At 64.8% G+C, this 25,979-nt stretch carries 26 protein-coding genes; 14 read left to right on the forward strand and 12 right to left on the reverse strand.

The genetic code is table 11. From position 1 onward, the window contains the following. Position 1 precedes the first annotated feature (1 nt). The 6 genes from ahcY (at position 2) to P9M14_01645 (ending at position 7,510) form a co-directional block, all read left to right on the forward strand. The gene (gene ahcY, locus P9M14_01620; protein MDP8254424.1) at positions 2–1,258 is read left to right on the forward strand and encodes an adenosylhomocysteinase; all 1,257 of its coding nucleotides are present in this window, start codon (positions 2–4) and stop codon (positions 1,256–1,258) included. 125 nt (positions 1,259–1,383) lie between these two features. Next, positions 1,384–2,307 (forward strand): prenyltransferase, encoded by a 924-nt coding sequence (locus P9M14_01625; GenBank protein ID MDP8254425.1) that lies wholly within the window; start codon positions 1,384–1,386, stop codon positions 2,305–2,307. Continuing rightward, the gene (locus tag P9M14_01630) at positions 2,304–4,658 is read left to right on the forward strand and encodes a YfhO family protein (protein MDP8254426.1); all 2,355 of its coding nucleotides are present in this window, start codon (positions 2,304–2,306) and stop codon (positions 4,656–4,658) included. Before P9M14_01625 ends, P9M14_01630 begins: the two co-directional genes overlap by 4 nt. A 19-nt stretch (positions 4,659–4,677) precedes the next feature. Next, entirely contained in the window at positions 4,678–5,811 is a 1,134-nt protein-coding gene (locus tag P9M14_01635; protein MDP8254427.1) for an NAD(P)/FAD-dependent oxidoreductase, read from the forward strand. Continuing rightward, complete coding sequence (locus P9M14_01640) at positions 5,808–6,926, forward strand: hypothetical protein (GenBank protein MDP8254428.1); 1,119 nt, start codon at positions 5,808–5,810, stop codon at positions 6,924–6,926. Before P9M14_01635 ends, P9M14_01640 begins: the two co-directional genes overlap by 4 nt. Positions 6,927–7,093: 167 nt before the next feature. Then, complete coding sequence (locus tag P9M14_01645) at positions 7,094–7,510, forward strand: hypothetical protein (GenBank protein ID MDP8254429.1); 417 nt, start codon at positions 7,094–7,096, stop codon at positions 7,508–7,510. 77 nt (positions 7,511–7,587) lie between these two features. Here the strand turns inward: P9M14_01645 and P9M14_01650 are convergent, their stop codons facing one another. After that, a complete protein-coding gene (locus tag P9M14_01650; GenBank protein MDP8254430.1) occupies positions 7,588–8,220 on the reverse strand; it encodes an L-threonylcarbamoyladenylate synthase in 633 nt (210 codons plus the stop codon). A gap of 156 nt (positions 8,221–8,376) precedes the next feature. Here P9M14_01650 and trxB point away from each other — a divergent pair, with 156 nt between their 5' ends. Continuing rightward, on the forward strand, positions 8,377–9,297 hold the full coding sequence (trxB, locus tag P9M14_01655; GenBank protein MDP8254431.1) for a thioredoxin-disulfide reductase: 921 nt from the start codon (positions 8,377–8,379) through the stop codon (positions 9,295–9,297). After that, positions 9,294–10,055: an SDR family oxidoreductase gene (locus tag P9M14_01660; GenBank protein MDP8254432.1), complete on the forward strand. Its 762-nt coding sequence runs from the start codon at positions 9,294–9,296 to the stop codon at positions 10,053–10,055. The genes trxB and P9M14_01660 overlap by 4 nt, the downstream gene beginning before the upstream one ends. Before the next feature lie 121 nt (positions 10,056–10,176). Here P9M14_01660 and P9M14_01665 read toward each other — a convergent pair whose 3' ends face one another. Further along, complete coding sequence (locus P9M14_01665) at positions 10,177–10,716, reverse strand: thermonuclease family protein (protein ID MDP8254433.1); 540 nt, start codon at positions 10,714–10,716, stop codon at positions 10,177–10,179. A gap of 239 nt (positions 10,717–10,955) precedes the next feature. Here P9M14_01665 and P9M14_01670 point away from each other — a divergent pair, with 239 nt between their 5' ends. From P9M14_01670 to P9M14_01695, 6 genes are all read left to right on the forward strand, one after another. Further along, positions 10,956–12,113, forward strand: a complete 1,158-nt coding sequence (locus tag P9M14_01670) for a 2-oxoacid:acceptor oxidoreductase subunit alpha (GenBank protein ID MDP8254434.1) — start codon at positions 10,956–10,958, stop codon at positions 12,111–12,113. Next, complete coding sequence (locus tag P9M14_01675; protein ID MDP8254435.1) at positions 12,110–12,889, forward strand: thiamine pyrophosphate-dependent enzyme; 780 nt, start codon at positions 12,110–12,112, stop codon at positions 12,887–12,889. The genes P9M14_01670 and P9M14_01675 overlap by 4 nt, the downstream gene beginning before the upstream one ends. Continuing rightward, complete coding sequence (locus P9M14_01680; protein MDP8254436.1) at positions 12,886–14,298, forward strand: tyrosine phenol-lyase; 1,413 nt, start codon at positions 12,886–12,888, stop codon at positions 14,296–14,298. Before P9M14_01675 ends, P9M14_01680 begins: the two co-directional genes overlap by 4 nt. A gap of 130 nt (positions 14,299–14,428) precedes the next feature. Continuing rightward, a complete protein-coding gene (locus tag P9M14_01685; protein MDP8254437.1) occupies positions 14,429–15,433 on the forward strand; it encodes a hypothetical protein in 1,005 nt (334 codons plus the stop codon). A gap of 17 nt (positions 15,434–15,450) precedes the next feature. Continuing rightward, positions 15,451–17,142 carry an alkaline phosphatase family protein gene (locus P9M14_01690; protein ID MDP8254438.1) on the forward strand — a complete coding sequence of 564 codons (1,692 nt, stop codon included), beginning with the start codon at positions 15,451–15,453 and terminating at the stop codon, positions 17,140–17,142. Between the two features lie 612 nt (positions 17,143–17,754). Further along, complete coding sequence (locus P9M14_01695) at positions 17,755–18,063, forward strand: hypothetical protein (protein ID MDP8254439.1); 309 nt, start codon at positions 17,755–17,757, stop codon at positions 18,061–18,063. Positions 18,064–18,141: 78 nt separating this feature from the next. Here P9M14_01695 and fsa read toward each other — a convergent pair whose 3' ends face one another. The 10 genes from fsa to P9M14_01745 all read right to left on the reverse strand — a co-directional run bounded on the left by fsa (position 18,142) and on the right by P9M14_01745 (position 25,903). Then, complete coding sequence (gene fsa, locus P9M14_01700; protein ID MDP8254440.1) at positions 18,142–18,786, reverse strand: fructose-6-phosphate aldolase; 645 nt, start codon at positions 18,784–18,786, stop codon at positions 18,142–18,144. A 74-nt stretch (positions 18,787–18,860) separates the two neighbouring features. Further along, positions 18,861–20,057, reverse strand: coding sequence for an aminotransferase class I/II-fold pyridoxal phosphate-dependent enzyme (locus P9M14_01705; GenBank protein ID MDP8254441.1), 1,197 nt, complete (start codon positions 20,055–20,057; stop codon positions 18,861–18,863). A 6-nt stretch (positions 20,058–20,063) separates the two neighbouring features. Next, positions 20,064–21,473, reverse strand: coding sequence for an aminopeptidase (locus P9M14_01710; protein ID MDP8254442.1), 1,410 nt, complete (start codon positions 21,471–21,473; stop codon positions 20,064–20,066). 10 nt (positions 21,474–21,483) lie between these two features. Next, positions 21,484–22,287, reverse strand: coding sequence for a hypothetical protein (locus tag P9M14_01715; GenBank protein ID MDP8254443.1), 804 nt, complete (start codon positions 22,285–22,287; stop codon positions 21,484–21,486). Continuing rightward, positions 22,284–22,547, reverse strand: coding sequence for a hypothetical protein (locus P9M14_01720; protein ID MDP8254444.1), 264 nt, complete (start codon positions 22,545–22,547; stop codon positions 22,284–22,286). The genes P9M14_01715 and P9M14_01720 overlap by 4 nt, the downstream gene beginning before the upstream one ends. Beyond that, positions 22,544–23,929: a PDZ domain-containing protein gene (locus P9M14_01725; GenBank protein ID MDP8254445.1), complete on the reverse strand. Its 1,386-nt coding sequence runs from the start codon at positions 23,927–23,929 to the stop codon at positions 22,544–22,546. Before P9M14_01725 ends, P9M14_01720 begins: the two co-directional genes overlap by 4 nt. Before the next feature lie 27 nt (positions 23,930–23,956). Beyond that, positions 23,957–24,904: a patatin-like phospholipase family protein gene (locus P9M14_01730; GenBank protein ID MDP8254446.1), complete on the reverse strand. Its 948-nt coding sequence runs from the start codon at positions 24,902–24,904 to the stop codon at positions 23,957–23,959. Continuing rightward, positions 24,901–25,407, reverse strand: coding sequence for a nuclear transport factor 2 family protein (locus P9M14_01735; GenBank protein ID MDP8254447.1), 507 nt, complete (start codon positions 25,405–25,407; stop codon positions 24,901–24,903). The genes P9M14_01730 and P9M14_01735 overlap by 4 nt, the downstream gene beginning before the upstream one ends. A 4-nt stretch (positions 25,408–25,411) precedes the next feature. Then, positions 25,412–25,633, reverse strand: a complete 222-nt coding sequence (locus P9M14_01740; protein MDP8254448.1) for a zinc ribbon domain-containing protein — start codon at positions 25,631–25,633, stop codon at positions 25,412–25,414. Positions 25,634–25,645: 12 nt separating this feature from the next. Then, on the reverse strand, positions 25,646–25,903 hold the full coding sequence (locus tag P9M14_01745; protein ID MDP8254449.1) for a hypothetical protein: 258 nt from the start codon (positions 25,901–25,903) through the stop codon (positions 25,646–25,648). Between the last annotated feature and the right edge of the window lie 76 nt (positions 25,904–25,979).

Raw genomic sequence — 25,979 nt, forward strand, 5'->3', positions numbered from 1 at the left:
AATGGCCGTTTACGACGTTAAAGATCTCAATTTGGCCGCCAAGGGGCGCAACCGCATCGAGTGGGCCGAACGCACGATGCCCGTGCTGCGGCAGATCCGCGAGCGCTTTGAGCTCGAAAAACCGCTGCAGGGCGCGACGCTGGGCGCCTGCCTGCACGTCACCACCGAGACCGGTGTGCTGGCGCGTACGCTGGCCGCGGGCGGCGCCACGGTCGGGCTGTGCGCCTCAAATCCGCTCTCGACCCAGGACGACGTTGCAGCCTGTCTCGCCGAAGAGGGGATCAACATCTTCGCGATCAGGGGCGAGGATAACGAGACCTACTACAGACACATCAACCAAGTGCTCGATATGGGCCCGACGCTGACCATGGACGACGGCGCGGACGTGGTCTCGACGATCCACCAGGAGCGCCGCGATCTGATCGAGAACATCATCGGCGGCACCGAAGAGACCACAACCGGCGTGATCCGGCTGCGGGCGATGGCCGCCGAGGGCGTGCTGGCCTACCCGATCGTCGCGGTCAACGACGCGGACACCAAACATCTGTTCGACAACCGTTACGGCACCGGCCAAAGCAGCATCGACGGCATCCTGCGCTCGACCAACCGGCTGATGGCCGGCTCGGTCTTTGTAGTCGCGGGCTACGGCTGGTGCGGTCGCGGAGTGGCGATGCGCGCCCGCGGCATGGGCGCCCGCGTGGTCGTCACCGAGGTCGATCCGCTACGCGCCCTCGAGGCGGTGATGGACGGCTATCAACTGATGCCAATGGCCCAGGCCGCCCCATTGGGCGACGTGTTCTGCACGCTCACCGGCGACATTCACGTGATCCGCGGCGAGCACTTCGAGCTGATGAAGGACGGCGCCATCGTCTGCAACTCGGGACACTTCAACGTCGAGCTCGACCTGGAGACGCTGGCGGAAATGGCGACGGCCCGCCGCGATGTGCGCGAGTTCGTCGAGGAGTTCAGCATGTCCGACGGCCGCAAGCTCTTTGTGCTGGGCGAGGGCCGACTGATCAACCTCGCCGCGGCCGAGGGGCACCCCAGCTCGGTGATGGACATGAGCTTCGCCAACCAGGCGCTGTGCGCCGAGTACATGCTCAAGAACGCCGCCGAACTGGAGACGCGCGTCTACACCGTGCCCGAGCAGATCGACAAGCAGATCTCCAAGCTCAAGCTCGAGTCGATGGGTGTGAGCATCGACGTGCTGACCGATGAGCAGGTCAAGTACCTCAACTCCTGGAACCAGGGGACCTGATCGGCTGAAGCGACATTTAGAACCTTCAAGGCCCGGCGCTTGCCGGGCCTTTTCATTTTGCTGCGCATGGATAATGCGGGTTGGGGCGCTTGCCTCGAAACAGGCCTGCCGATAATCTGCGGCCGATGAAAAAAATTAAACACTGGTTGCAGGCCATCGGCCTGTTCCGTGGATTTTGGCTGGTGAGCCTGATCCCGGTCTCGACCGGCGCGGCGCTGGCGTGGCACGGAGGCGCACGGTTCAGCGCGCCGCTGTTCGCCCTGACCCTGGCCGGAGTTTGGGCGCTGCACATTGCGGCCAATCTGCTCAACGACTACTACGACCACATCAACGGCACGGATGATCACAACCAGGTAATCACGCCGTTCAGCGGCGGCACGCGGGTGATCCAGCAGGGGCTGCTCCCGGCGCGCTCGCTGCGGCGCGCGGCAATCGGTTGCCAAGTGGCCGGGGTGCTGCTGCTGACGCTCTGCGCCGCAATCAGCGGTCGCTGGTCGATCATGATCTGGGCGCCGCTGGGCGTACTGGGCGGACTGTTCTACTCCGGCGCCGGGCTGTGGCTGATCTCGCGCGGGCTGGGCGAGCTGACCCTGGGCGCGGTGTTCGGCCCGACGCTGGTCAGCCTGGGCTGCTATGTGCAGTCCGGATCGATTAGCAACGCCGCCTGGCTGGCCGGGATCGTCTTCGGCCTGGGCGCAAGCGCCGTGCTGACGATCAACGAGTTCCCCGACGTGCCTGCCGACGAACTGGCGGGCAAACGCACGCTGGTGGTGCGCCTGGGCCGACAACGCGGATTCGCACTCTACGCAACGATGATCGCGCTGATGCCGGTATGCATCCTGCTCGGCGTGGGATTCAGACTGTTCCCCATCGGCTGCCTGGCCGCGCTGATCCCTGCGGCTCTGGGCGCGCTGATCGTTGCGCGCGGCGAGCGGCCGCTGCGCGAGCTGGCCAAACAGATCGCGGCCTCGCGCAACACGATCGTGCTGCACGTGTCCACCTGGGCGCTGTTTCTGGCCGGCATCGGCTCGCACCAAATCGGTCGATGAAACCGGTCGGCCGTTCCGAGCTGCTAGGCGTCTCGGGGCTGTTGCTGCTGCTGATCGCGCTGTTCCTCTCGCCGCTGCTGATCCCCGGCGTGATGCCTTCGGCCTCGGGCATTTTGCACGTTTGGCCGACCTTTGAGATCGACGCGGACTATCGTCCCTACAACGATCTGCCCTCGGACCTGGCGGTGCAGCACGAGCCGTGGACGCATTACGCCCGGCAGCGGTTGGCCCAGGGCGAGCTGCCGCTGTGGAACCCGCACCAGGCCGCGGGCGTGCCGTTCATCGCCAACATGCAATCCGCGGTCTACTCGCCGCTGACCTGGATCGTCTACCTGCTGGGTGACCGCTGGGGGCCGGTGGCGCGCGCCGCGCTGATTCTCTACCTCTCGGGCATGCTGGCCTTCCTGCATTTGCGCGGGCTGGGTTTGGGCCCGCGTCCGGCCCTGGTGGGAATGGTCGGCTGGACCTTTGGCGGGGCCCTGGCGCACTGGCTGTTCTGGCGCAGCTCGTTGTTCGGATTTCTGCTTCCCGGCTCGCTGTACCTTACCGACCGCGCCTTTAAACGGCCGGATAAACTCGCCTCGTGCGCGTTGCTACTAGCGGCGCTGGTGGCCCTGGGAATCACCGCGGGCCACCCCGAGCGGGTGATGCTCTGCGCTGTGGCCGCGGCTGCCAACCTAGTCTATCGCAGCTTGATCTGCGGCCTGCCGTGGCGCGAGCGTGGGCGCGCGATCCTGGGACTTGTGGGCGGAGGGCTCTACGGCGGGCTGCTCTCGTCAGCCGCGCTGCTGCCGTTTATCCAGTACTCGCAAAACAGCGTGGCCTGGGTCTCGCGCGCCGGGGGCTACGCCGCGGGCCTGCTGCCCAAGTCCGCGGCCGTGCTGTTGTTCGCGCCGGATCTCTACGGCAATCGCGGGCTGTGGTTCAGCATCGATTGGTCCGCGCCGTGGACCAACGATTGCGAGGCGCTCAACGCGGTTGTCGGCCTGGCGCTGCTGATGCTCGCGGCAATCGGGCTGCGCCGCGGCAGGGCGGGGCGTTGGTTTTATTTTGCGTTGGCAGTGGGCGCGGCGCTGTTGGCCTACGGCGTGTGGCCCGCCTGGCCGCTGGCCAATCAGCTACCCCTGCTCGATCGCATGGCCCTTGGCCGCTTCAGCGCGCTGTTGGCCTACGCGCTGGTGGTGCTGGCCGTCATGGCCCTGCAGGATTTGGCGCAGGGAAAGTACGACCCGCTTTCCGGGCCCTCGCTGGTGCGCATCGGCGCGCTGTTCAGCGTTGGAGCGCTGCTCGTGGCCTGGAATCTGCTCAACGTCGATCGCTTTGTGCGCTCGCCGGGGATCCAAACCTGGTGGGTCGGCTGCGCCGTGCTTGCCGCGTTGAGTGCCGTAATCTGCCTCTGGCTGCTGCGCGGCATCGGCCGCAACAGCGGCTGGGCCTGGGTCGGACTGGTAGTGTTGGTGTTCCTCGAGACCGGCGGGCGCTGGGCCGGGTTCTCACCGCAGGTGCCCGATGAACTGTATTTTCCGCGCACAGCCGCGGTCGAACAACTGCGCGCTGCTGCCGGTCGCGGACGTTTCGCGGCGGTGGGATTGGCCAACCCGTTTGCGCCCAACCTGGCTACCGAGTACGGGCTGCGCGACGTCAAGGTCTACGACAACCTGGAGATCATGGAGTACCGCGTGCTGTTCGACGAACGGATCGAACATTTCAGCACTGGTCAGATCACCCAGCGCTTTGACCTTGACGCGCTAAGCGTGCTCGGGGTTCAGGCGGTCCTGGCGGTCAACGAGGACCCGGCGACCCTGGCGACGGCCGACGCCTCGCGCCTCGAGCCATACTACGCGGGTCGCGGCGTGTTCATCAGTCGCAATCCCGAGGCCCTGCCACGAGCGTTTTTTGTCAGCGCCGCGCGTCAAATTGCGAGCCCGGCCGACGTGTTCGAGCGCGACGCTCAGGGCCTGATCGCACGCCGCGCAGTGCTGTTGCAGCAGGCGCAGCCGCCGTTGCAGCCGATTCCACTCGAGTCCATCGATGCAGTACGCTGGCTGCGCGACACACCGGAGCTGGTGCAGCTTGAGGTCGATGCGCCACGGCGAGGCTGGCTGGTGCTGCTCGACTCGTACTTTCCAGATTGGTGCGTGCTGGTAGACGGCGAGCAAGCAACGCTGCTGCGCGCAAACCTGGCGTTCCGCGCGGTGGCGATCGAGGCCGGCCGTCACGTGGTGCGCTTCGAGTATCGGCCGCGCTGGGTTTACCTCGGGCTGCTGCTCAGCGCTCTGGCCACGCTGATTTGGCTGGCGGCGGCTGCGACCTGCGTGCTGCGCGGTCGACGGATGACAAGCGGCGACTAGCGCACTAACATCCACGACCATGGATGATCGAACCATCGCCGTTGTCGGCGGCGGTCCGGCGGGCGCCTACCTGGCGCATTTGCTCGGGGCTGCCGGTGCGCGCGTGGACCTCTACGAACCGCGCGGCGCGTGGGAAAAACCCTGCGGCGGCGGCGTGCCGCCCAAAGTGCGCCAGCTGATCCCCGAGGCCGCGAGCTACGGCGGACCGCGCAATGTAGTGGACACCGGCGTGTTCATCAGCCCGCGCGGAATCGAGATGAGCTTTCGCTCCGGGCGACCGCTGTGGATCGTGCCGCGCCTTGATTTCAACAAGCATTTTCTCAACCTGGCGCGGCAACACGCGGGCGTGGCGATCCATCGTCTGCGGGTCAGGGCGGTCCGGCGCGACGGCGATGGCTGGGTGCTGCACTGCGGCAAGGGCGAGCGGCCGCGACGCGCGGACTTCCTGGTGGCTGCCGACGGCGCGAGCTCGCTGGTGCGCAGGTCCGTGCTCGGAGCGCTGGGCCGCCGCAACCTGACGACCTGTTTTGGATTTCTCACCGATCCGCCGGACGACCCCACGCGCGCGGTCAGCCAGTTTCTCCCCGGATCGGGCTACATCTGGGCCTACCCGCGGCCGGACCGGATGTGCGTGGGCGCGGGCACCTGGGGCTCGGCGCGTTCGCTGGATCGGGTAGTGCGGCGCTTTATCGATCAGCGTTTTCCCGGCATTAAAATTCGCTCGCGCTGGTCGGCGCTGATCCCGTTCGTGCACGAACCGGAACTCTACGACCGGCCCTGCTCAGGCGAGCGCTTCGCCGCGTTGGGCGACGCCGCGGGCTGGGTCGACGCGATCACCGGCGAGGGGATCCTCTACGCGCTGTGGGGCGCGCGGCTGCTGGCGCAACGATTAATCGAGGACCGTCCGTTGCTGTTCGACGATGACTGGCGCGACGCCTTTGGCCGCGAGCTGCGGCGCGTATCCCAGATGGGCCTGCGCTTCTACCGGCCGGAGAACATCGAACGCGCTTTTAGCCTGGCCGCGCGCTCGCGCACGCTGGGCGAACTGGTGGCGCAGATCATGACCGATCAGCCCGAGTACAGTCGGGTGCCGATGATGTTCGCCCGCCGACTGCCGCTGGTGGCCCTGGACCTGCTGCGGGGCAGACGATGAACCGTCGCGAATGGTCGGTGGCGGCGCTGTTGGGAGCGGCGTTCTCGTTCTACGTGGTTTTCGACCAGTACGGCCTGCTGGGCTGGGCCCAAAGCGCGTTGGGTGTGGACGTGTGGGGCATGGCGCCGCTGCTTGGTTGCCTGGTGGTCTGCGGAGCGCTGAGCGCCGTGGCCGCGTCGCGGGCGATCGTCGCGCTGCGGCCGGGATTCGCGGCGCAGATCAAGCTGATTGCCACGGCCCAACTCGCCGAAGGGATCGTCGGACTGTTGTGCTTGGCCGCGGACTCGCGCGCAGAGCTGTTGTGGCCGTTGGCCGCGCTCGGAGTCGTGCAGGGCGTGCACATCGTGCTGATCCTCGGGTTGCTAAACAGTGCCACGCGTCCGGCGCGGCTGGGCTGGTCAGCGGGCGTGGCCGCGGGCATCGCCTATTTGCTTGCTAATTTGCTGACGGCGGTCTTCCCTGACGATCCGCGCGGCCTGTGCCTCGCGGCCTGCGTGCTGAGTCTGGTTGTGGGCTTGCTCGCGGCCCTGGCAGTGGAGCAATCGTTGCCGCAGGTGGAACTGCGCGAGCTCAATCGGGAGCCGGGAGGCCGCTCGCTGATCGCCGTGCTGCTGCTGGTGGTGGTACTCGACAGCGCGCTGTGGCAGGTGCTGACCTCCCTGGGCGGCGGCGTGGCCTTGGGGCCCCAATCTCCGCGCGAACTGTGGCTGCTCAATGGGTTGCTGCACCTGGCCGCGGCAATCGTTGGGGGGCTGCTCTGGCCGCTGCTCGGGTCGCGTCGCCTGGCCGCGCTCGGCGGACTGCTGATCGGCCTGAGCGCGGCGCTGGTGGCTTGGTCCCCGGACAACGCGCCGCTGTGGGGCGTGCTGCTGCTGCAAAGCGCGTCGGTCGGGATCTACTCGGTGGCGCTCTATGCCGCGTGGTCCGAGCTTGGGCTGCGGGCCGTGGGGCCGGGCATCGCCCTGGTCGGCTTTGTCGGATCTCCGTTGGGCGTGGGCCTGGGAATGTTGCTGGGACGCTTCCCGCGCCTCGGATTGTGGCTGCTGGCGCTGTGTGCGATCTGCGTCGGACTCGGTTTTCTCATACGGCCGACATCGCGCAGTACAGATCGCTGACTAAAGCTGATGGATAATTCGGGCTTGACTGCACGCTGCGAGGGGGTGATAATTTAGTCGCCTGCCTGTGTGGTCGGACAGCGAGTAAGCGGTTGACCGGCCTTTCCTCCCTATGTTAGCGTGATTTAGGCGTAATACGATTACGCATTCGACGGAAGGGCAGAAAAATGTATCGCAAACTCCTGTTGATATCGATCATGATGGCACTGCTGGCCGTGCCGATGAGCATCATCGCCGGACAGATTCCCTCTCCTGTGCCGCCCAAACCGCCTCCGATCCAGAGCACCTACCCCTTCGGCCCCGAGGAGACGGTCTACGGCGTGACTGTGCAGGAGGGCTGGTTTAAGAAGATGCACATCCAGCACGATTGGCATTACGCCTACTACATGAACTGCCACACCGTGTCCAAGCACTTCCTCAATCGCTATGGTAACGGCCAGATGGTGAAGATCGATGACGCGCTGGATGAAACCAACTCGCTGGACATCATCAACATCTCGAGCCACTACGATTGGTCGCGCATCGCGCTGAGCGCGTTCACCGGCTCCAACTACTGTTCGGTAACGATTACCGAGCGACCCTAGAACCGCAACGCAGCTGATACACGACGGGGGACCCGCTTGGGTCCCCCGTTTTTTTTCATCGATGAAATATTGGTTGGCTAACAGCCGTCACCAAGCAGCATTCCCAGGTCGCCCCGGCCCTGGCGCACGACCTCCATCGGTCCGTTGACAAAGCTGATGATCGTGCTCGGCTGGGGTTCGACCAGGCCGACGTTGAGCATCAGGTCGATGGCGTTGCCGAACGCCTGCTCGATCTCGCCGACGCTGGCGAGCAGTCCGCCGTCAGGGTCGCGGGCCGAGGTAGAGAGGATCGGCTCGCCCAAAAACGCCAGCAGCCGCTGGCAGGTCGGCTCGTCGGGCACGCGGATACCGACCTCTTTGCGCTTGGTCAGCACCTTGCGCGGCGCGGGTTTTTTAGCCTCGAGGATGAAGGTGAACGGTCCGGGCAGCAGGCACTTGATCGCGCGGTAGGCCTCGTCGTGCAGGTTGGCGTACTCGGCGATCATCGGCAGGTTGGGCACCAAAATCGACAGCGGACGCGAGATGCTTTTACGTTTGATCTGGTAGAGCTTGTCGATGCCCTTGGAGTTGTCGATGCTCACCGACAGCGCGTAGGTGCTGTCCGTGGGATGGACCACGATCCCTCCGCGTCTTAGCACACCCACCGCCTCGCTCAGCGCGCGATGATCAGGGTGTTCGCGGTGGTAGGTTCGGGTCGTCACTTCGCTCATCGAGCAGCTACCTTTAAAAGGGTGAATAAACGTTGCGATTGTACCGCCGGTTTCAAAGCTGTCAAGGGAGCCGCAGTCCGCGTCGATTGACAAGCCCGGGGGCGATGGCTATTTAAAAGAGCGTTCCACAACTTTCTATTCGATCGGGAGATACGGATGGACTTGTATGACAGCGTAATAATCGGTGCCGGCCCCGCCGGACTGACGGCTGCGATCTACGCCGGCCGCGGCGGAATTAACGGCGTGCTGCTCGAGCGAATGATTCCCGGCGGCCAGATCGCGGCCACCGAGTTGGTCGAGAACTACCCCGGATTTCCAGAGGGGATAATGGGCGCGGACCTCGCGGCCAAGATGCGCGAACAGGCGCTCAAATTTGGCGTGAACATCGAGAGCATCGACGTCGAGGCCGTGCAGCGGGCCGACGACGGATTTGAGATCCACGGCTCGGGCAAGACCCTGCACGCACGTAGCGTGATTCTGGCGATGGGTACCCAGCCGCGGATGCTGGGCATCAGCGGCGAGGCCGAGTTCTTCGGCCGCGGCGTCTCGACCTGCGCCACATGCGACGGCCCGCTCTACCGCGGCAAGCAGGTGGCCGTGATCGGCGGCGGCGACTCGGCGATCCAAGAGGCGCTGTTTCTGACCAAATTCTGCTCGCGGGTGCACGTGATCCATCGCCGCGACGCCCTGCGCGCAGTGCCGGCTCTGGGCGAGCGCGCCAAAGCATCGGAGAAGATCGAGATCCACTGGGACAGCGTGCCGCTGGCCGTGCTCGGCGACAACAGCGGAGTCAGCGGACTGCGCCTGCGCAACGTCAAGACCGACGAGCAGTCCGAGCTGGAGCTGCCCGGCGTGTTCATGTTCATCGGTTTGCTGCCTAACATCGCCTGCGCCCAGCCGCTGGGGCTCAAGCTGGACGAGGGGCGCTTCATTCTTACCGACCAGCAGCTCGCCACGTCGATCCCCGGCGTATTCGCTGCGGGCGACATTCGTTCCAAGACCCAACGTCAGCTGGTGACCGCAGTGGGCGACGGTGCCCAGGCGGTGTTTAGCGTCGAGAGGTATCTCGAACCGTGAGCATCGAGGTCGACCTTTCCGGACAGGTCGCGCTGGTCAGCGGCGCTGGACGCGGCATCGGCGCTGCCATCGCCCTGAGCCTGGCGCGCTGCGGCGCCGACGTGGCGCTGGGCGCGCGTAGCGCGGCGCAGCTCGAGGCCGTGGCCACGCAGATCGAGGCGCTCGGACAGCGGGCGCTGGTAGTGCAGGCCGACCTGCGCGAGCCCGAGGCCGCCGAATCCATGGTGCAGCGCACCCAGGCGGGTCTGGGCGGTCCGCAGATCCTGGTGCACGCCGCGGGCGTCGAACGCCACAAGGCCACGCTCGAGACCTCGGACGAGGACTACGCCGCGGTGCTCGACACCAACCTGGGGTCGTGCTTCCGGCTTTGCCGCGCCGCGGGTCGGACGATGATCGAGGACAGCGGCGGCAGCATCCTGCTGATCGCCTCGGTGGGCGCGTTCGTGGCCATGCCGCGCAACGCCCCGTACCACGCGAGCAAGGCCGGGATGGTGATGCTCGCTAAGTCCCTGGCCGTGGAGTGGGCGCGCCACGGAATCAGGGTCAACGCCCTGTGCCCAGGCTACGTGCAGACCGCGATGCTCGACTCGCTGCTGGGCGACGAGCAGCGCAAGGAGCGCTTTCGCAAGATGATTCCCCTGCGACGCTTTGCCGATCCCGATGAGATCGGCCGACTGGCGGCCGTGCTCGTCTCTCCGCTGAGCTCGTACATAACCGGCACCGCGATCGTGGCCGACGGTGGAATCAGCGCAAGCTAGCCCGGCTTTGAGCCGGCACAAATCTCGCGTATTACGCTGGTCGTTGACCAACGATCCACTCCGCGACGCGGAAAATATCGTGGAGCAACGTGCTTAGTCCGCTCGCGTGTTTTACCGCACTTCAATGGTGCTGGTTCGCCCAGATGCCGATTTCCCTATCGCGGGCCTGCTGCTCGACCTCGAGATAGTGCTGCTTGAGCTGCTGGTCGTAGTCAAAGTGACGGATGACCTCGGCCAGTCCCTGCTCGATCATCAGTTCGGAAAAGTCACTGCCGTCGGGCAGCTCCACATGGGCCAGCAGTCGGCCGTATTTATCGCGGTGGCTGCGCTGCTCGTTGGCCCGATCCAGACGCAGCAGCACGCGCCTGCTTGAAAGCAGAGTGCGGGCCTGCTGCTTGGCCTTCTGGGCATAGGGCTGGTCCGGACTCCCGGCGCGGGCCAATTCCGGAGTGTCGATTCCGATTACGCGTACGCGCTCGATCCGTCCGTGTTCGTCAATGCGAGCGTTGAATGTATCGCCGTCTATCACGGTTACGACCTTAGCGCTAAGCTCGTTTTTCCCTGCTGCGGCGTTGTCCTGTGCAGCGCGATGCAGGCCGACGCTGACCAGCACGGCGGCAATTATCAGCAGCGGTAGAATCCAGCGGATTTGTTTTCTCATCGAAATACTCCCACGGTCGATCAACTAAAAAAGTATATCGCGGATCAGGTGCGAGACTTAGTTGTCTGGACAGGCATGCTTTGTCTAGCCTTCATCAAGAATGCGGACGAAGACACTGTTGGTGAAGAATTCGGGATAGCCTGCGGCACGACTTTGCAGTAAGATTTGACCTCAGGTTGCGCGCGAAAACCGTGCGGAGTAACCTTTGAGTCCCGCAGCCACTCAGGCGTTGAGCAACAATGTCTATCAGAGCCACCAAGCAGATTGAAAACAGCCCGTTACCCGGGGGACCGGCGTTCATTCAGGGTAACGAGGCCATCGCAGATGCCGCGGTAATCGCCGGTTGCCGCTTTTTCGCCGGCTACCCGATCACTCCATCGAGCGAGATCATGCGCCGCATGATCGAGCGCTTCCACACTCTGGACGGCCGCTTCGTGCAGATGGAGGACGAGTTGGGCTCGATCGCCGCGGTGATCGGCGCGGCCTGGACCGGCGCCAAGGCGATGACCGCCACCTCGGGCCCCGGCCTGAGCCTGATGATCGAGAACCTGGGTTACGCCACGATGACCGAAACCCCGCTGCTGCTGGTCAACGTCCAGCGCGTGGGGCCGTCCACAGGCCAGGCCACACGTCCGGCGCAGGGTGATGTGATGCAGGCGCGCTGGGGTGGGCACGGCGGTTTCCCCTGCATCGCGCTGGCTCCCTCATCGGTGCAGGAACTGATCGACTTCACCATCCGCGCCTTCAACCTGGCCGAGGCGTTTCGCACGCCGGTGCTGCTGATGGCCGACGAGATCGTCGGGCATCTGCGCGAGAACTGCGTGTTCCCCGAACAGGTCGAGATCTGGCAGCGCTATTACGCGCCGGGCGAGCCGCCGTTCGACACCGACCACCCGAGCCTGGTGCCATCGATGCCCAAGTTCGGCGATGGCGAGGATCTGCTGATTACCGGCTCGACCCACGATGCCCGCGGCCTGCGCATGGCATCCAGCGCCGAGGTCCAAGCGCGCGTAAGCTGGCGGCTGCACGAGAAGTTCGAACGCGGTCGCGACGAGATCGTACGCACACAGCACTTCGGCGAAGCGCAGCCCAAGCTGCTGCTGGTCTCGTACGGCGGCTCGGCGCGCGCTGCAAGGCAGGCGCTGACCCGGCTGCTCGACCAGGGACGCGACGCGGGCCTGCTCAAACTCGACACGCTCTGGCCGTTTCCCGAGCAGCAGCTGCAAGCCGCGGCGGCCAAGGCCGATCAGGTACTGGTGGTTGAGGCCAACTGCGGACAGATCGTACTCGAGGTCGAGCGGCTGCTGCGCAACGGCCCGCGTGTGACCGCGCACCTGCGGCACGATGGCGAGGCGATAACTCCCAGCGAGGTGCTCGCCGCGGCGGAGGCGCTATGAGCGAAAGGCTGCTGACCCAGTACCCCGAGGAGCTACGGCCCGAGGCGTTCCCCACCACGTTCTGCCCCGGCTGCGGACACGTGCCGCTGATGACCGCGATTTTCGAGGCCTACCGGCTCAAGGGGCTCAAGCTGCGCGACACGACGTTCGTCTCGGGCATTGGCTGCGCTTCCTGGATTCCCAGCCCGCATTTCAAGGCCGACACCCTGCACACTACCCACGGCCGACCGATCGCCTTTGCCACGGGCGTCAAACTCGCCGCGCCGCAGCGGCGGGTGATGGTCATCTCGGGTGACGGCGACCTGGCGAGCATCGGCGGCAACCATCTGATCCACGCCGCCCGGCGCGACGTGCCGATCGTCGCGATCTGCGCCAACAACTTTATCTACGGTATGACCGGCGGTCAGGTCGCAGCGACCACGCCGTTGGGTCACATCACGCTGACCACGCCCTGGGGCAACGAGGAGCCGCCGTTCGACCTGTGCAAACTGGTGCTCGCGGCGGGCGCGCGCTTTGTCGCCCGTTGGTACGTCGGCCATCGCCGAGAGCTGATCGAGACCATCGCCGCCGCCCTGGATCACGAGGGGTTCGCCTTTATCGAGGCGATCTCGCTGTGCCCCACGGCCCACGAGCGACGCAACAAGCCCCGCGGCATGGGAGTGACCAAAGATCTGTTCGTCACCATCGAGCAGGCGCAGGGAATGACCGAGCAGGAATTGGAACCGAAGATCGTCTGCGGCCGTTTCGCCGCGGATTCGACCAGGAGGAATAAATGAGCAATAGCCAAGACCAACCTAAGCGGCGCACGCGCCAGAAACGTTCCTGGGCCGAGCCGTTCAAGATCAAGGTTGTCGAACCAATCAAAATGACCACCCGCGAGTCTCGCGCAAAGAGCTTGATCGAGGCGGGCTACAATACGTTTTTGCTGCGCTCGGACGATGTGTACATCGATCTGCTGACCGACTCGGGAACCTCGGCGATGTCGGACAACCAGTGGGCCGGAATGATGCTTGGCGACGAGGCCTACGCCGGGTCCAAGAACTTCTACAACATGGTCGAGGCCGTGCGCCACTACTACGGCTACAAGTACGTGGTGCCCACCCACCAGGGGCGTGGGGCCGAACACATCCTCAGCCAGTTGATGATCAAGCCCGGCGACGTGGTCCCGGGCAACATGTACTTCACCACAACCAAGCTGCATCAGGAGCTGGCCGGCGGAAAGTTCGCGGACATCATCATCGACGAGGCCCACGACCCGCAAAGCCAGCACCCGTTCAAGGGGAACGTCGACCTGGATAAGCTGCAACGGCTGATCGACGAGTACGGCGCCGAGCGCATCTCCTACGTCTGCCTCGAGGGTAACGTCAACATGGCCGGCGGCCAGCCGTTCAGCATGGGGAACCTCCAGCAGCTCAGCGCATTGTGTAAAGAGCACGGAATTAAAATCATGCTCGACGCCACGCGCACCGTGGAGAACGCCTACTTTATCAAACAGCGTGAGCCGGGCTTCGAGGAGCTGACGATCGCCCAGATCCTGAAGAAGATCTGCTCCTACACCGACGGGTGCACGATCAGCGCCAAGAAGGACTGCCTGGTCAACATCGGCGGCTTCCTGGCGGTCAACGACGAGGAGCTGTTCGACCGCGCGCGCAACATGGTCGTGATCTACGAGGGGCTGCACACCTACGGCGGCATGGCCGGCCGCGACATGGAGGCGTTGGCGCGCGGCATCGTCGAGTCGGTGGAGTTCGACCACATCCGCGCGCGCATCGGGCAGACCCAGTATTTGGGCCAGAAGCTGCTCGACGCGGGCGTGCCGATCGTCGAGCCCATCGGCAGCCACGCGATCTACCTCGACGCCAAGCGCTTGCTGCCGCATTTACCCCAGGACCAGTTCCCGGCCCAGGCGCTGGCAGCGGAGCTTTATCTCGACTCCGGCGTACGCGCCATGGAACGTGGTGTGGTCAGCGCCGGACGCAACCCCGAGACCGGCGACCACAACTATCCCAAGCTCGAGCTGGTGCGGTTGACGCTGCCGCGCCGGGTCTACACCCAGGCGCACATGGACGTGGTGGCCGAGAGCTGCGAGGAGGTCTTCTGGAACCGCGAGCTGATCCGCGGGCTGAAGATGGTCTACGAGCCGCAGTATCTGCGCTTTTTCCAGGCGCGCTTCGAGCAGCTGTAGCGAGCCCAAACATTTCAGGCTGATCCGCGGGGCCGGGCGTTCGTCCGGCCCTGTTTGTATTCGGCCACAGGCTGCGCAGCCGCGCTGGTGTATAATCGGGGCGCATGACGAACCGCGAGAGGTTGGATTGATGCGTCTACGATGCCTGCTGTTGCTGCTGCTCGTACCGGCTCTGGTACTCCTCGCGTCTTTTGCCTGCGAAGACGGCGGAGGCGACGATGAGGACGACAGCGACGATGACGATGATTCCGGCGACGACGACTCGGGCGGCGACGGTGAGCCGCCGACGATGCGTACGGTGACCGAGCTTGGAAATACCGACGACCAGACCGGCCCCTATCCGGTGGAAGCGCGGATCACGGACAACGTCAGAGTCGCGGGCGTGCGGCTTTATTACGATCTGGGCCAGGGCTTCCAGGATTTCTGGATGACCAAATTCGGCGCCGACGGCTATCGCGGACAGATCCCGGGCCAGGAAGCGGGGTCCACGATCCGCTACTTTGTCAAAGCCTGGGACGATGCGCTCAACGAATCGTACTGGCCCGCTGGCGGCCAGGACGCGCCCCAGGTGTTCCACGTGCGCGGCACCGTGGCCTTGGCTTATGATGACGACCTGCTGCCCGATTCGTATTACGGCGTGCAGCGCGCCGGCGACTGCCTGGTGGTGCGTTTCACCCCGCCGAGCTACCCGGCGCAGTTCCTGACCTTCAGCCATTACATCTGGGATTACCAGATGCCTCCCGATGATCGCTACCGGCCCATCGTGCTGTTCGACCCCAGCGCCTCGGGCATTCCGCCGATGCCCAACGTGCCCAACGTGCCCAACGACGGTATTTGGCGCGGCGAGATTGTGGAAGAGGGCACCATTGAGCGCCGTACTTGGTACAACTTCGAGTTCGACGGCGAGCCCGAGCTGGAGCAGGCGCTGGAGTCGGGCGACGCCTACATCGGCGTGGAGTTCGTCGAGGTGGCGAACGACGAAGAGGATATCCTCACCTTCGGTCTGGACACCACCGATCCGACCCATGCACGCACCTGGTACTTCGACCAGAGTCGGCTGACCTGGATCAACATCGACGAACATCTGCACGTCAAGGGCAACCTGATGTTCCGCAGCAGCGTCCAGTTGCAATAGCCGAGGCTGGCCGCCTGATGTGTAAACCCACTGCCGTGGACCCAGTTCTTCGGCTGCCGCTGATCGTTCTTCTGCTGTTGTGCCTGTTTATTGCGGCTTGCGGCGACCGGCAACAACCTCCAGCTCAACGCAGTCACGAGGCGCCCGATGTGAGCTTCGGTGCAAACCGCGCAGCCGCGGTCTCGGCCACGGACTGGCCGCGGGCGTTGGTCGCGCCCGAGGTGCGTGAGCTGCCGCAATTGCGTCCCGGCCAGGCGATTGCGGGCAAGCCCGGCGGTCCATTGGTGGTGCTGGGGATCGACGGCGCGGACTGGCAGGTGCTTGGGCCGCTACTGGCGCGCGGCGAGCTGCCCAATCTGGCGCGTATTTTGGCCTGCGGAGCGTACGGGTTTTTGGAAACCGACGTGGGCTACTCGCCGATCTCCTGGTCGACCATCGCCTGCGGCGCATCGCGTGACCGCCACGGCGTGGGCTATCAGACGGCCCTGGACCCGCAGCTCAGCTCGCGGCTCAAGGTGCCGCCGCTGTGGGAGATCGCCCTGGACCGCGGGCGCTCGGTGGGCGTGGTGCAGGCCTACTTCGGCATGGGATTGCCCGACAAGCGCGGCAGCTATTGGGGCATGCTCAAGTGGCCGCAGAACGAGATCGAGCTTTACAACGCACAGCTCCCCGAGGGCCTGTCAGCCGCGATGCCCCAAGGATTCGCCGAACTCAACCGCAGCGACGTCAAGGCCTATTTGGCCACCGAGCGGCTGCCCGATTTGTTCTTCACGATCATCGACAGTCTCGACGTAGCCTGCCATTACAACCTGCACGGGTTCGTTGCCGCGCGTCCCGGGGCCGCGCCGTCCGAGCCATCCGCCGCAATGCTGCGGGCGATGGCGCAGCGCATAGAACAGACCGCCGTCGGTATCGATGCCGTGCTGGGCTACGTCTGGGATCGTCTGCCAGAGCAGGCGACCCTGGTGCTGGTCAGCGACCACGGACAGGGGATTCTCGACCTGCGCTACGAGCTGCGGCCGGGATGGGCCATGTTGCAGGCCCTGGGTTGCGAATCCATCGAGCCCGGTCAACAGGCCTGCCGCATCGAGGCCGGGACGCTCGATGTGCGGTATGAGCGCAAAACCTTGCGGCGTCCCTGGATCGAGCTGCGCGGTGTCGAGCTGCCGCTGGAAGTCGAGTACGGCTCGATCGAGATCAGGCCCGGCAACGTCGATGCGGCGCAGTACGCAGCTTGGGCCGACGCCTTGGAGCAGAGTCTGCCGCGCCAGGGGCCCGAGGCGTTGTACTCAAAAGTGCAGCGTGATGGTGAGCGGATCGTACTGCAGCCGCTCGATCCGTGGCGCGCGGTGCTCGAGGCAAAGCCCCATGAGCAGATGGCGCAGTGGGAGCGCTACCCGCGTTTTCTTGCCAATCACGGCGAGGCAAACCCGGGGATAGTGGTTTTTGCCGGGCCGGGGATCATGCCCGGCCGCACGATCGAGGGTGCACGCCTCGAGGATGTCGCGCCCACCGCGCTCTATGCCATGGGCCTGGCTCCGGCCGACACCATGACCGGCCGCGTGCTCAGCCAGGCGTTCAGCGAGCAGCGGCTGGCCGCTTACCCGCCCAAACCGCCGCGCAGCTATGCGCGCGTGGAGTGCCAGGCGCCGCCGGGCGCGGACGCGCAGACCCTGGAGCGCCTCAGGTCGCTGGGCTACCTGCACTAGGCGGCTTGGCGCCGCGGCCAAACACGCGCAGTACGCTGGTCCTATTACAATGGGCCTCCCCGCGACGAAAGATTTTGGGGGTAGGCAAAGGTCGATAAATCGATCTTTGTGTGTAGGCTCGCCTGGGGGCACCTTTGAGGTGCCCGCAAAACTCGCGAGCGGACCAGGGTCGTAGTGCAACGACCTTCTCCGCGACGGCAGCTTTGAGGTGCGGCCAAACACGCGCAGTACGCTGGTCCTATTACAATGGGCCTCCCCGCGACGAAAGATTTTGGGGGTAGGCAAAGGTCGACAAATCGATCTTTGTGTGTAGGCTCGCCGGGGGGCACCTTGTGAGGTGCCCGCAAAACTTGCGCAGCACGACCCAACGCTCCGCCCCGCGTCGCGGCATGGGTCGACGCTAGACGACCAGGGAAATCTGCGAGCCATGCCCCGGCTCGAAGCCGCCCCCGCGAGCGTTTGCTCAAATATTGTAATTACAATATTTATCCCCCTTGTTCCTCGGCATATCAGGATAAAGCTGCGGATCAGCGTTGACAGCGCCGGGCATGCTGATTACAATCTGCGCCCGGTCCTAGGGGCCGGTAAAGCTCTGAACCCACGGAGGCGCTTGTGCAAAAAGATCAGCTGCTCAAATTGACCGTTCCCAAACTGCGCGAAGAGGCGCTGAAAGTCGAGACCATCTCCGGTGTCACCGGGATGAGCAAGACCGAGCTGATCCACGAGCTCGCCGCGCACTTCGGCATCGTGATTGATGTCGAAAAAAAGAAACGCGTCGACACCTCGGTGTTGAAGAAGCAGCAGAAGGCGCTACGCGAGGAGAAGGAAAAGATCCGCCCCGAGGCCGACCGCAAGCAGCTCAACATTTTGCGCAAGAAGATCAAGAAGACCAAACGCCAGACCCGCAAGGCCGTGATCTAGCCCGGACTTATTCATGCTGTAAAATAAAAGCCCCCGCCGATCGGCGGGGGCTTTTTTATTGCGGTCTCGGATGATCGATTACTTGGGGATCTTCTCGGCGTCGGCCAGGAAGCGCTCGAGGCCGAGGTCGGTCAGCGGGTGATTGAACATCTTGTCGAACACCGAATAGGGCACGGTGCAGATGTCTGCGCCGATCAGCGCGGCCTGCTGTATGTGCAGCGGGTGGCGCACCGAGGCCACGATCACCTGCGTTGCCATGTCGTAGTTCGCGTACATCTGCACGATTTGCTCGATCAGCTCCATCCCGTCGGTGGAGATGTCGTCCAGTCGGCCGATGAACGGGCTGACGTAAGCGGCGCCGGCTTTGGCCACCAGCAGCGCCTGCAGCGGCTGGAAGCACAGCGTAGCGTTGACCTTGATCCCTTCGGATGCCAGCTGCTTGATCGCCTTGATCCCCTCGCGGATGATCGGCACCTTGACCACGACGTTCTCGTGGACCGCGGCGAGCTTGCGTCCTTCGGCCACGATGCCATCGCAGTCGGTGGAGAGCACCTCGAAGCTGATCGGGCCGTCGACGATCTCTAAAATTTTGGGTACGATTTCGGCAAAGGGCATGCCGGTCTTGGCCACCAGCGAGGGGTTGGTGGTCACGCCGTCGATCACGCCGTAGCTCGCGCCTGCCCGTAGCTGCTCCAGATCGGCGGTATCAAGATAGATGTCCATGGTCACTCCTTATCGAGCCTGGAAACATTTGTATTGTGCACACATTGTAGCCGCGTCGCGGCTGGGGACAAGGTCTATTCAACTTCCGCGCCGAGCATTTTGCGAATGCCGCGCACAGCCTGTTTGATTCGTGGTTCGTTTTCGACCAGGGCGAAGCGCACGTAGCCCTCGCCGAACTCGCCGAAGCCGATGCCCGGGCTGGCCGCCACTTTGGCCTCGGCCACCAGCCGTTTGCAAAAGGCCAGCGAACCCTCGTCGCGGTACTGCTCGGGAATCTGAGCCCAGACGAACATCGTGCCGCGCGGCTTATCCACCGGCCAACCGGCGCGCACCAGCCCGTCGCACAGCGCGTCGCGCCGCGAGCGATAGGTCTCGACGATCCCGCGCGTCACCTCGGGGTCGGAGCGCAACGCGATCACTGCCGCGATCTGGATCGGCTGAAATACTCCGTAATCCAGGTAGCTCTTCATGCGGCCCAGGGCCGCGATCATCTGCTTGTTGCCCACGGCGAAGCCCACGCGCCAGCCGGGCATGTTGTAACTCTTGGACAGCGAGTAGAACTCCACGCCCACGTCCTTGGCCCCGGGCACCTGCATCAGGCTCGGAGCCCGGCCCTCGAACATCAGATCAGCGTAGGCGAAATCGTGGATCAGCATCACCTGGTTGCGCCGCGCCCAATCGACCAGCCGTTCGAAGAACTCGAGGTCGACCATCGCCGCGGTCGGGTTGTGCGGGAAGCTGAAGATCAGCGCCTTGGGCTTGGGCCAGGTAGTGCGGCCGGCCTCGAGCAGGTCGGCGAAGAAGTCGCGGTCCGGGCCGATCGGCACCGAGCGGATGTTGCCGCCGGCGATGCCCACCGAGTAGATGTGGATCGGGTAGGTTGGGTTGGGCACGAACACTACGTCCTCGGGTCCGATGCAGGCCAGCACCAGGTGCGCCAGCCCTTCCTTGGAGCCAATGGTGACGATCGCCTCGTGCTCGGGGTCGATATCTACGTCGTAGCGCTCGGAGTAGTGCTCCGCGATTTGGTTGCGCAGGCCGGGGATCCCCTTGCTCATCGAGTAGCGGTGGTTCTTGGTTTCACGCACGGCCTCGACCAGCCGCTCGACAATGTGCGGCGGCGTGGAGCCGTCGGGGTTGCCCATTCCGAGGTTGATGATGTCGTCGCCGGCGCGGCGTGCGGCCATCATCTGCTGCACTACCTCGGAGAAGACGTAGGGTGGCAGACGCCGCATGCGGTGGAATCGTTCGGAGAGCCAGTTGTCGGTCATCGGCGCTCAGCCCCGCTCGAAGAACGTGCGGTACGCCTGGTAGGTGGCGTAGAGGTCGGCCTTGCTCACCAGCTCGAACGGGCTGTGCATCGAGAGCAGCGCCGGGCCGCAGTCGAGCACCTCCGGGCCGTGCAGCGCCACGAACTTGGCGATCGTGCCGCCGCCCCCGAGGTCGACGCGTCCCATGCCCGCCGCCTGCCAGGGGACTTTGCCGGTATTGAGGATCCGCCGCACCTTGCCCAGGAACTCGGCCGAGGCGTCCGACGCGCCGGACTTGCCGCGCGAGCCGGTGTACTTGGTCAGCACCACGCCGTTGCCGATCAGCGCGGCGTTGCGCTTATCGTGGACTTCGGGCCAACCCGGATCGAGGGCTGCCGTCACATCGGCCGAGAGCACCTCGGAGGCCGCCAGCAGTCGGCGCAGTCCGCGCTCGGAATCGTCCCCGCCCTTGATCCGCAGCAGCTCGCCGAGGAACTCGAGCCAGAAACGACCCTGGGCACCGGTGTTGCCCTCGGAACCGATCTCCTCCTTGTCGAACAGCAGCGTGGCGATGTTGCGGCCCGAGCGCTTGGCGTCGATCAGTGCGCGCAGACCGGTGTAGGCGCAGCAGCGGTCGTCGTGCCCATAGCCGCCGATCAGCTCGCCGTCGAATCCAACGTCCACGGCCTTGCCCGCGGGCACGGCCTCGAGCTCGGCGCTGATCAGGTCCTCCTCGACCATGCCGTAGCGCTCGTTGAGCAGCGCGAGCACCGCGAGCTTGATGCGGTCTTTGCCCGTGCAATCGGGGTAGGGCGCGTGGCCTACGATCAGGTTGAGTTTCTCAGCGGGGAACGCCTCGGGTACGCGCTGGCGGTTCTGGTCCTGGCTCAGGTGCGGCAGCAGATCACTGACGCACAGCACTGGTTCGCCCGGCTCGTCGCCGATGCTGACCTCGACCGCATCGCCGTTGGCCAGCAGCACCACGCCTTGCAGCGCCAGCGGTCGCGCCATCCATTGGTACTTTTTAATTCCGCCGTAGTAGTGGGTCTTGAACAGACCGAGGTTCGACTCCTCGTACAGCGGATTGCCCTTGAGATCGAGGCGCGGCGAGTCGATGTGCGCGCCGACCATCAGCATTCGATCCAGGCTCTTGCCATCGATCCGCGCGGCGAGCACGCACTTGTCGCGGTAGACCTGATAGACCTTGCCGCTCCCGGAGGATTTGTCCAGACGCGTAAATCCGGCCTGATCCAAAATCTCGGCCACCCGGCGCGCGGCCAGCCGCTCGGTCTTGGACGCGTCGAGGAACGAGACGTAATCCTTGGCAAGGCTATGGGCCTTGTCGATTCCGGCGCGGCCCAGCAGATCCCAGGCGCTGGCGGTTTCGTGGGTGTACTTCTTCAGCAGTTCGTCGGCTTTTTGTTTGCTCTTTGCCATTTTCAGAATCCTATTCGCAGGCCGTAGCGCGCATCAGCAGTTCGGCCTCGAGTTGGTTGCTCACCGCTCCCAGGGCGTCGGCGACCTGTACGCTGAACTGTGACGACGACTCCGCGGGCGCGGTTTCGGTCAGGGTTACCTCAAGCTCCAGAGTTCCCTCGGTCTGTTCCAGATCCGGGGAGATGATGAACGGATTAATGCTTCCTTCATCGATGATGACCAGAATCATCCCACCGCCGAGATTGCCGTCGAGATCGGCGAAATCGACCAGCATCGTGCTGGTGCTGCCCACCAGATTGCACACCGGGTTGGGATCGAAGCGCAGGTTGCTGATCGAGGGTGTGCGGTTGGCCGGGGCCACCTCGAACGTCGCCTCGAGTACGTTGCTTTGGTTACCCGCGGCGTCGACGATCCAGACGGCTAGTAGATGCTCACCAGGTTGCGCGTCCTCGGCCGGCAGCACATTGGACATCAGCTCGCCCTCGCCGCGCTCCTCGTGGATGATCGTCACCGGCTCGCGCTCCACCGTATCCACTGCCGCGTGAATCGATCCGCCGATCAGGTCGGCATCGGGATCAACGAAATGGATCACGAAGTTCAGCGCGCCGCCCTGTGGCACCTGCTCGGGGTAGGTGATCAACTCCGAGATCTGCGGCGCACTGTAGTCGTCGTCATCGTCGTCGTCGATGTCGTCGTCCTGGTCGTCGTCATCATCATCATCGTCGTCGCCGCTATCCGCGCAGGCTGCCAGCAGCAGCGCGGTTAGGGCGATAGCGAGCAGAATGCGCCAAAGTGTGATGCGTGTTGTTTTCACCAGATGTCCGATGGGATGTCGCCGTTGGCCGCCAGTAGCAGGTCGACCAGGGCGTCGTTAAAGAAGTTGTGCGAGTCGTTGATCGAACGCGCCGTCTGCGAGGCGTAGAACTTGCGACCCTGGGCGATCTCGTCGGCCAGCGCCTCGAACAGATTGTCGCGGCGGATGCCGCTGCGCACCCTGGGACCGTTGTAGAGCAGGATGTCCGAGACGATGCCCCGCGCCAGCTCGCGCGCCTTGGAAGGATTGTCGATGGTCATTTGACCTCCACCGCGACCATCCGCCGCTCGCCGTCGCGCACGCTCTCAAACAGCACGCTGGTGCCCGGCGCGCGGCTCCACAACAGCGTGGCCAGCTGCTCGGGCCGGTTGATCGGAAAGCCATCGGCCTTTTCGATCACGTCGCCCACCTGCAGGTCCACGGCCTGCTGCACGGTGGCCGGATCGATCTTTACGACCATCACGCCGCCGCTTTGGTCCAGTCCCTCGGGCATTGCCACTACGCTGATCCCGATCAAGGCCTCGGTGCCCTGCGGCCACTGCGATTCGTAGAGCCGGTAGTCGTCCGGCGCGGGCAGCAGACGAGCATTAAGCTCGTTGGGCTGACCGTGGCGCACCAGCTCGATCTGCACCTCGGAGTAGGGCGGGATGCGCGAGATCAGCCGCTGCAGCGAATGGAAGTCGTCGATCGGCTCGGAGTTCACCGCGGTCAGCATGTCGCCGGGAATAATTCCCGCTTTAGCCGCCGGTGTTCCCGGCCGCGCCTCGGTTACCATTACCGCGCCGCCGCGCTGCTTGCCTCGCGCCCGCGCCTGGCCCGGAGTAAGGCTTGAGCCGGAGAGCCCAAGGAACGAACGGCGGACTTTACCGCCGGAGGCGAGCTGAGCCGCGACCCACCTACACGTATCCAGCGGCACGGCGTAGCCCACACCCTGGCGCGTACCCAATCTGGTCAGCAGCCCGATCACGCGGCCGTCGAGGGTCAGCAGCGGCCCGCCGGCCAGCTCGTCGATCACCGCGATGTTGGTCTGGATAAAGGTTTCGTAACCATCGTACCCCTCGGGCAACCGGCCCGAGGCGAGCACCACGCCGTGAGCCATGCTGCGTCCGCCGGAGAGTATCCCGCCCACGCCCACCACCCAGCGTCCCGGCTGGGGCGTCACGCTTCCGGCCAAATCGGGAACGGGCAGTTCCTCTCCCGCGTCGACCTTTAGCAGCGCCAAATCGCAAAGCTCGTCGATGCCCACAAGCTCGGCGGGCAGCTCGCGGCCGTCGGGCAGCTCGACAAACGTCGCCAGGTTGCCCTCGACCTGATGCGCGGTGGTCAGGATCAGCCCCTGGGGGTCGATCGCCATGCCCGAGCCCAGGCGCAACGCCGAAGCGCTGCCGGTCTGCAAGGCCACGGATCCGGGCTGCTCGATCGCGACCTGCTGAATGTGGCGCGTGCGCACCAGCACCACGGAGGGCGCGACGAATCCGGCGACGTCGATGATCCGCGCCTCCAGGTCGTCCAGACCCGGCGCGGGCGGCATCAGCGGCTGGACCACCGGCGGCGGCGCGGGCTCGCAGCCCGCCGTCAGTGCCAGTAGCGTAATAATCAATGCGAAAACGAGCTTGTTCACGTAATCCAGTCCTCGGATCATCGAAGCTATCGGATGCTCTCGGGCATGTCAAACAGGGGTGGGGGGGACGCCGCGTCCGCGGATTCGACCTTTGAACGGCAGTAGCAGCCGACTGCGTCGGCGCAGCTTGCGTACCTGCGCAAGGTGTAGCAGCGCCTCGCGTTCGCCGGCCTCGATGTAGTCCTCGATCCGGCCGAAGTCGGCCCAGTGGATGCCTCCCACCTCGGGTCTGAGCACCAGGTCGGCCCTGTCCAGCTCCTGGTTGCGCAGGGCGTACTTGGCGATCTCGTTGGCGCGATAGATCACCTCCAGCGAACGTTTGGTCGGCGCGACAGTCGAAAGATCGGCCGAGACGTCGACCGCGATCACTCTGCTGGCCCCCAGCCGCCGGGCCGCACTCACCGGGACCATCGAGGTCGTGCCGCCGTCGATCAGCTCGCGCCCATCGAGGGTTACCGGCGGAAAAAAGCCGGGAATCGAAGAGCTGGCGGCCACTGAGTAGAACACCGAACCCTGCTCAAGCAGCGCCTCGGACCCGTTGCGCAGGTCGGTGGCCACGGCGCAAAACGGTATCCGGCAATCCTCGAACGTCGCCTGCGGATCGATGATCCCCGCCAAATAGGCCGAGAGATCCTCCCAGCTGAGGATCGAGCGGTCGGTCACCGAGCGGGTGTAGGCCAGGCCGCGTTTGAGGTAGAAGCCGATCGAATCCCAGAACCCGTCTTCATCGTCCAGCTCGCCGCCGCGCCGCATGTTGTGAATTCGCGCGTTACGGAATTCGCTCGAGGCGAAGAAGCTGCGGAACTTTTGCAGCACTTTATCCACCTGCGGGGTCAGGCTAAACGCCGCGCCGACAACGCTCCCGGCGCTGGTGCCGACAATCATGTCGACTTTGATCCCCTCCTCTTGGAGGATACGCAGCACGCCCAGGTGCGCCAGCCCCCTGGCGGCGCCGCCGCCCAATGCCAATGCCAGTCCGCGGAAACGCTGCGTCATCTGAGAAACTCCAACGCTTCCTGGGGGATGAAGTCCAGCGGCAAATGTTGGGCTCGCACCACGATCCACTGATCGTCGCGTCGTTCGAGCAGCAATCCGACGTTCGCCGTGCGTCCGGCGTCGACCTGCGGCATGCCGCCGCGCAACAGGCTGGGCACGTAGGTTCCTTGGGCCGTGGCGTTAAAGGTGATCCTCGCCTGGTCGCCGTCGATCTCGATGCGCACCGCCGAGACGTCGATCTCGATGTCGCTGTAGACCTTGAGCCCGGTGCGCACGACCCTCTCCCAATTCTCGCGCGAGATGCCGGTGTCGTCGGTGAAGTCGTCGCTGAACAACTCGGTCAGCCGGTCGAAGTCCTCGTCCTGCACAGCGTCCGCCGCGTGTTCGAGCACGCGCTTGACGCGCTGCTCCTCGCTGGGAGTTGCGAAGTAGAGCATCAGCGCCAGGAATATGCCGGCGACCACGATCAGCGCCGCCAGCTTTCTGCCTTGTTGTGGCGTCATCTTCCTACCTACAATTTGAGCAGTTGTTGGACGTGCACCCCGAGCAGCTCGATCCGGAGCCGCCCGTGGTTGCGCCGCCCGCAGTTGCGCTGTGATGGCTGCACAGGCTGGGCAGCCGTCGTGCCGGAGCCTTGCAGTGCTCGCAAGTCGGAGCCGGGTCCGAGGCGCGCAGCAGCGTCTCGAAACAATTTCCGCAGGACGTGCATTCGAAGTCGTAAATCGGCATCGCGCTCCAGCGTTATTGCGTCAGACTGCCCGGCGGGCGATGCGATTCTCCGCCGGAGCCGTAAAGCATCAATCGATCGGCCAGCTCGAGTCGGCAGCGCAGGCACAGCAGCATCTCGATGCGCTGGCAGACCTCGTTCTCGAGCTCGTGCGCGGTGCGCGGATCGTCGGCCAGCCTGCGGACCGCAGCCACGAGATCGGCCTCAGGGTCGGTCTCGGGCAGCATGCCGTCGAACCCGGAGACCAACTCTACACGCACATGATAGAACAAACGCGACGGCGGCAGCTCGGCCCCGCAATGGTCGCAGCGCCTGTCCGCCTAGTCCCTGCCCGCCTGGTCCCTGTCC

Origin of the sequence: Candidatus Alcyoniella australis, assembly GCA_030765605.1 — a bacterium.
GTDB lineage: Bacteria > Lernaellota > Lernaellaia > JAVCCG01 > Alcyoniellaceae > Alcyoniella > Alcyoniella australis.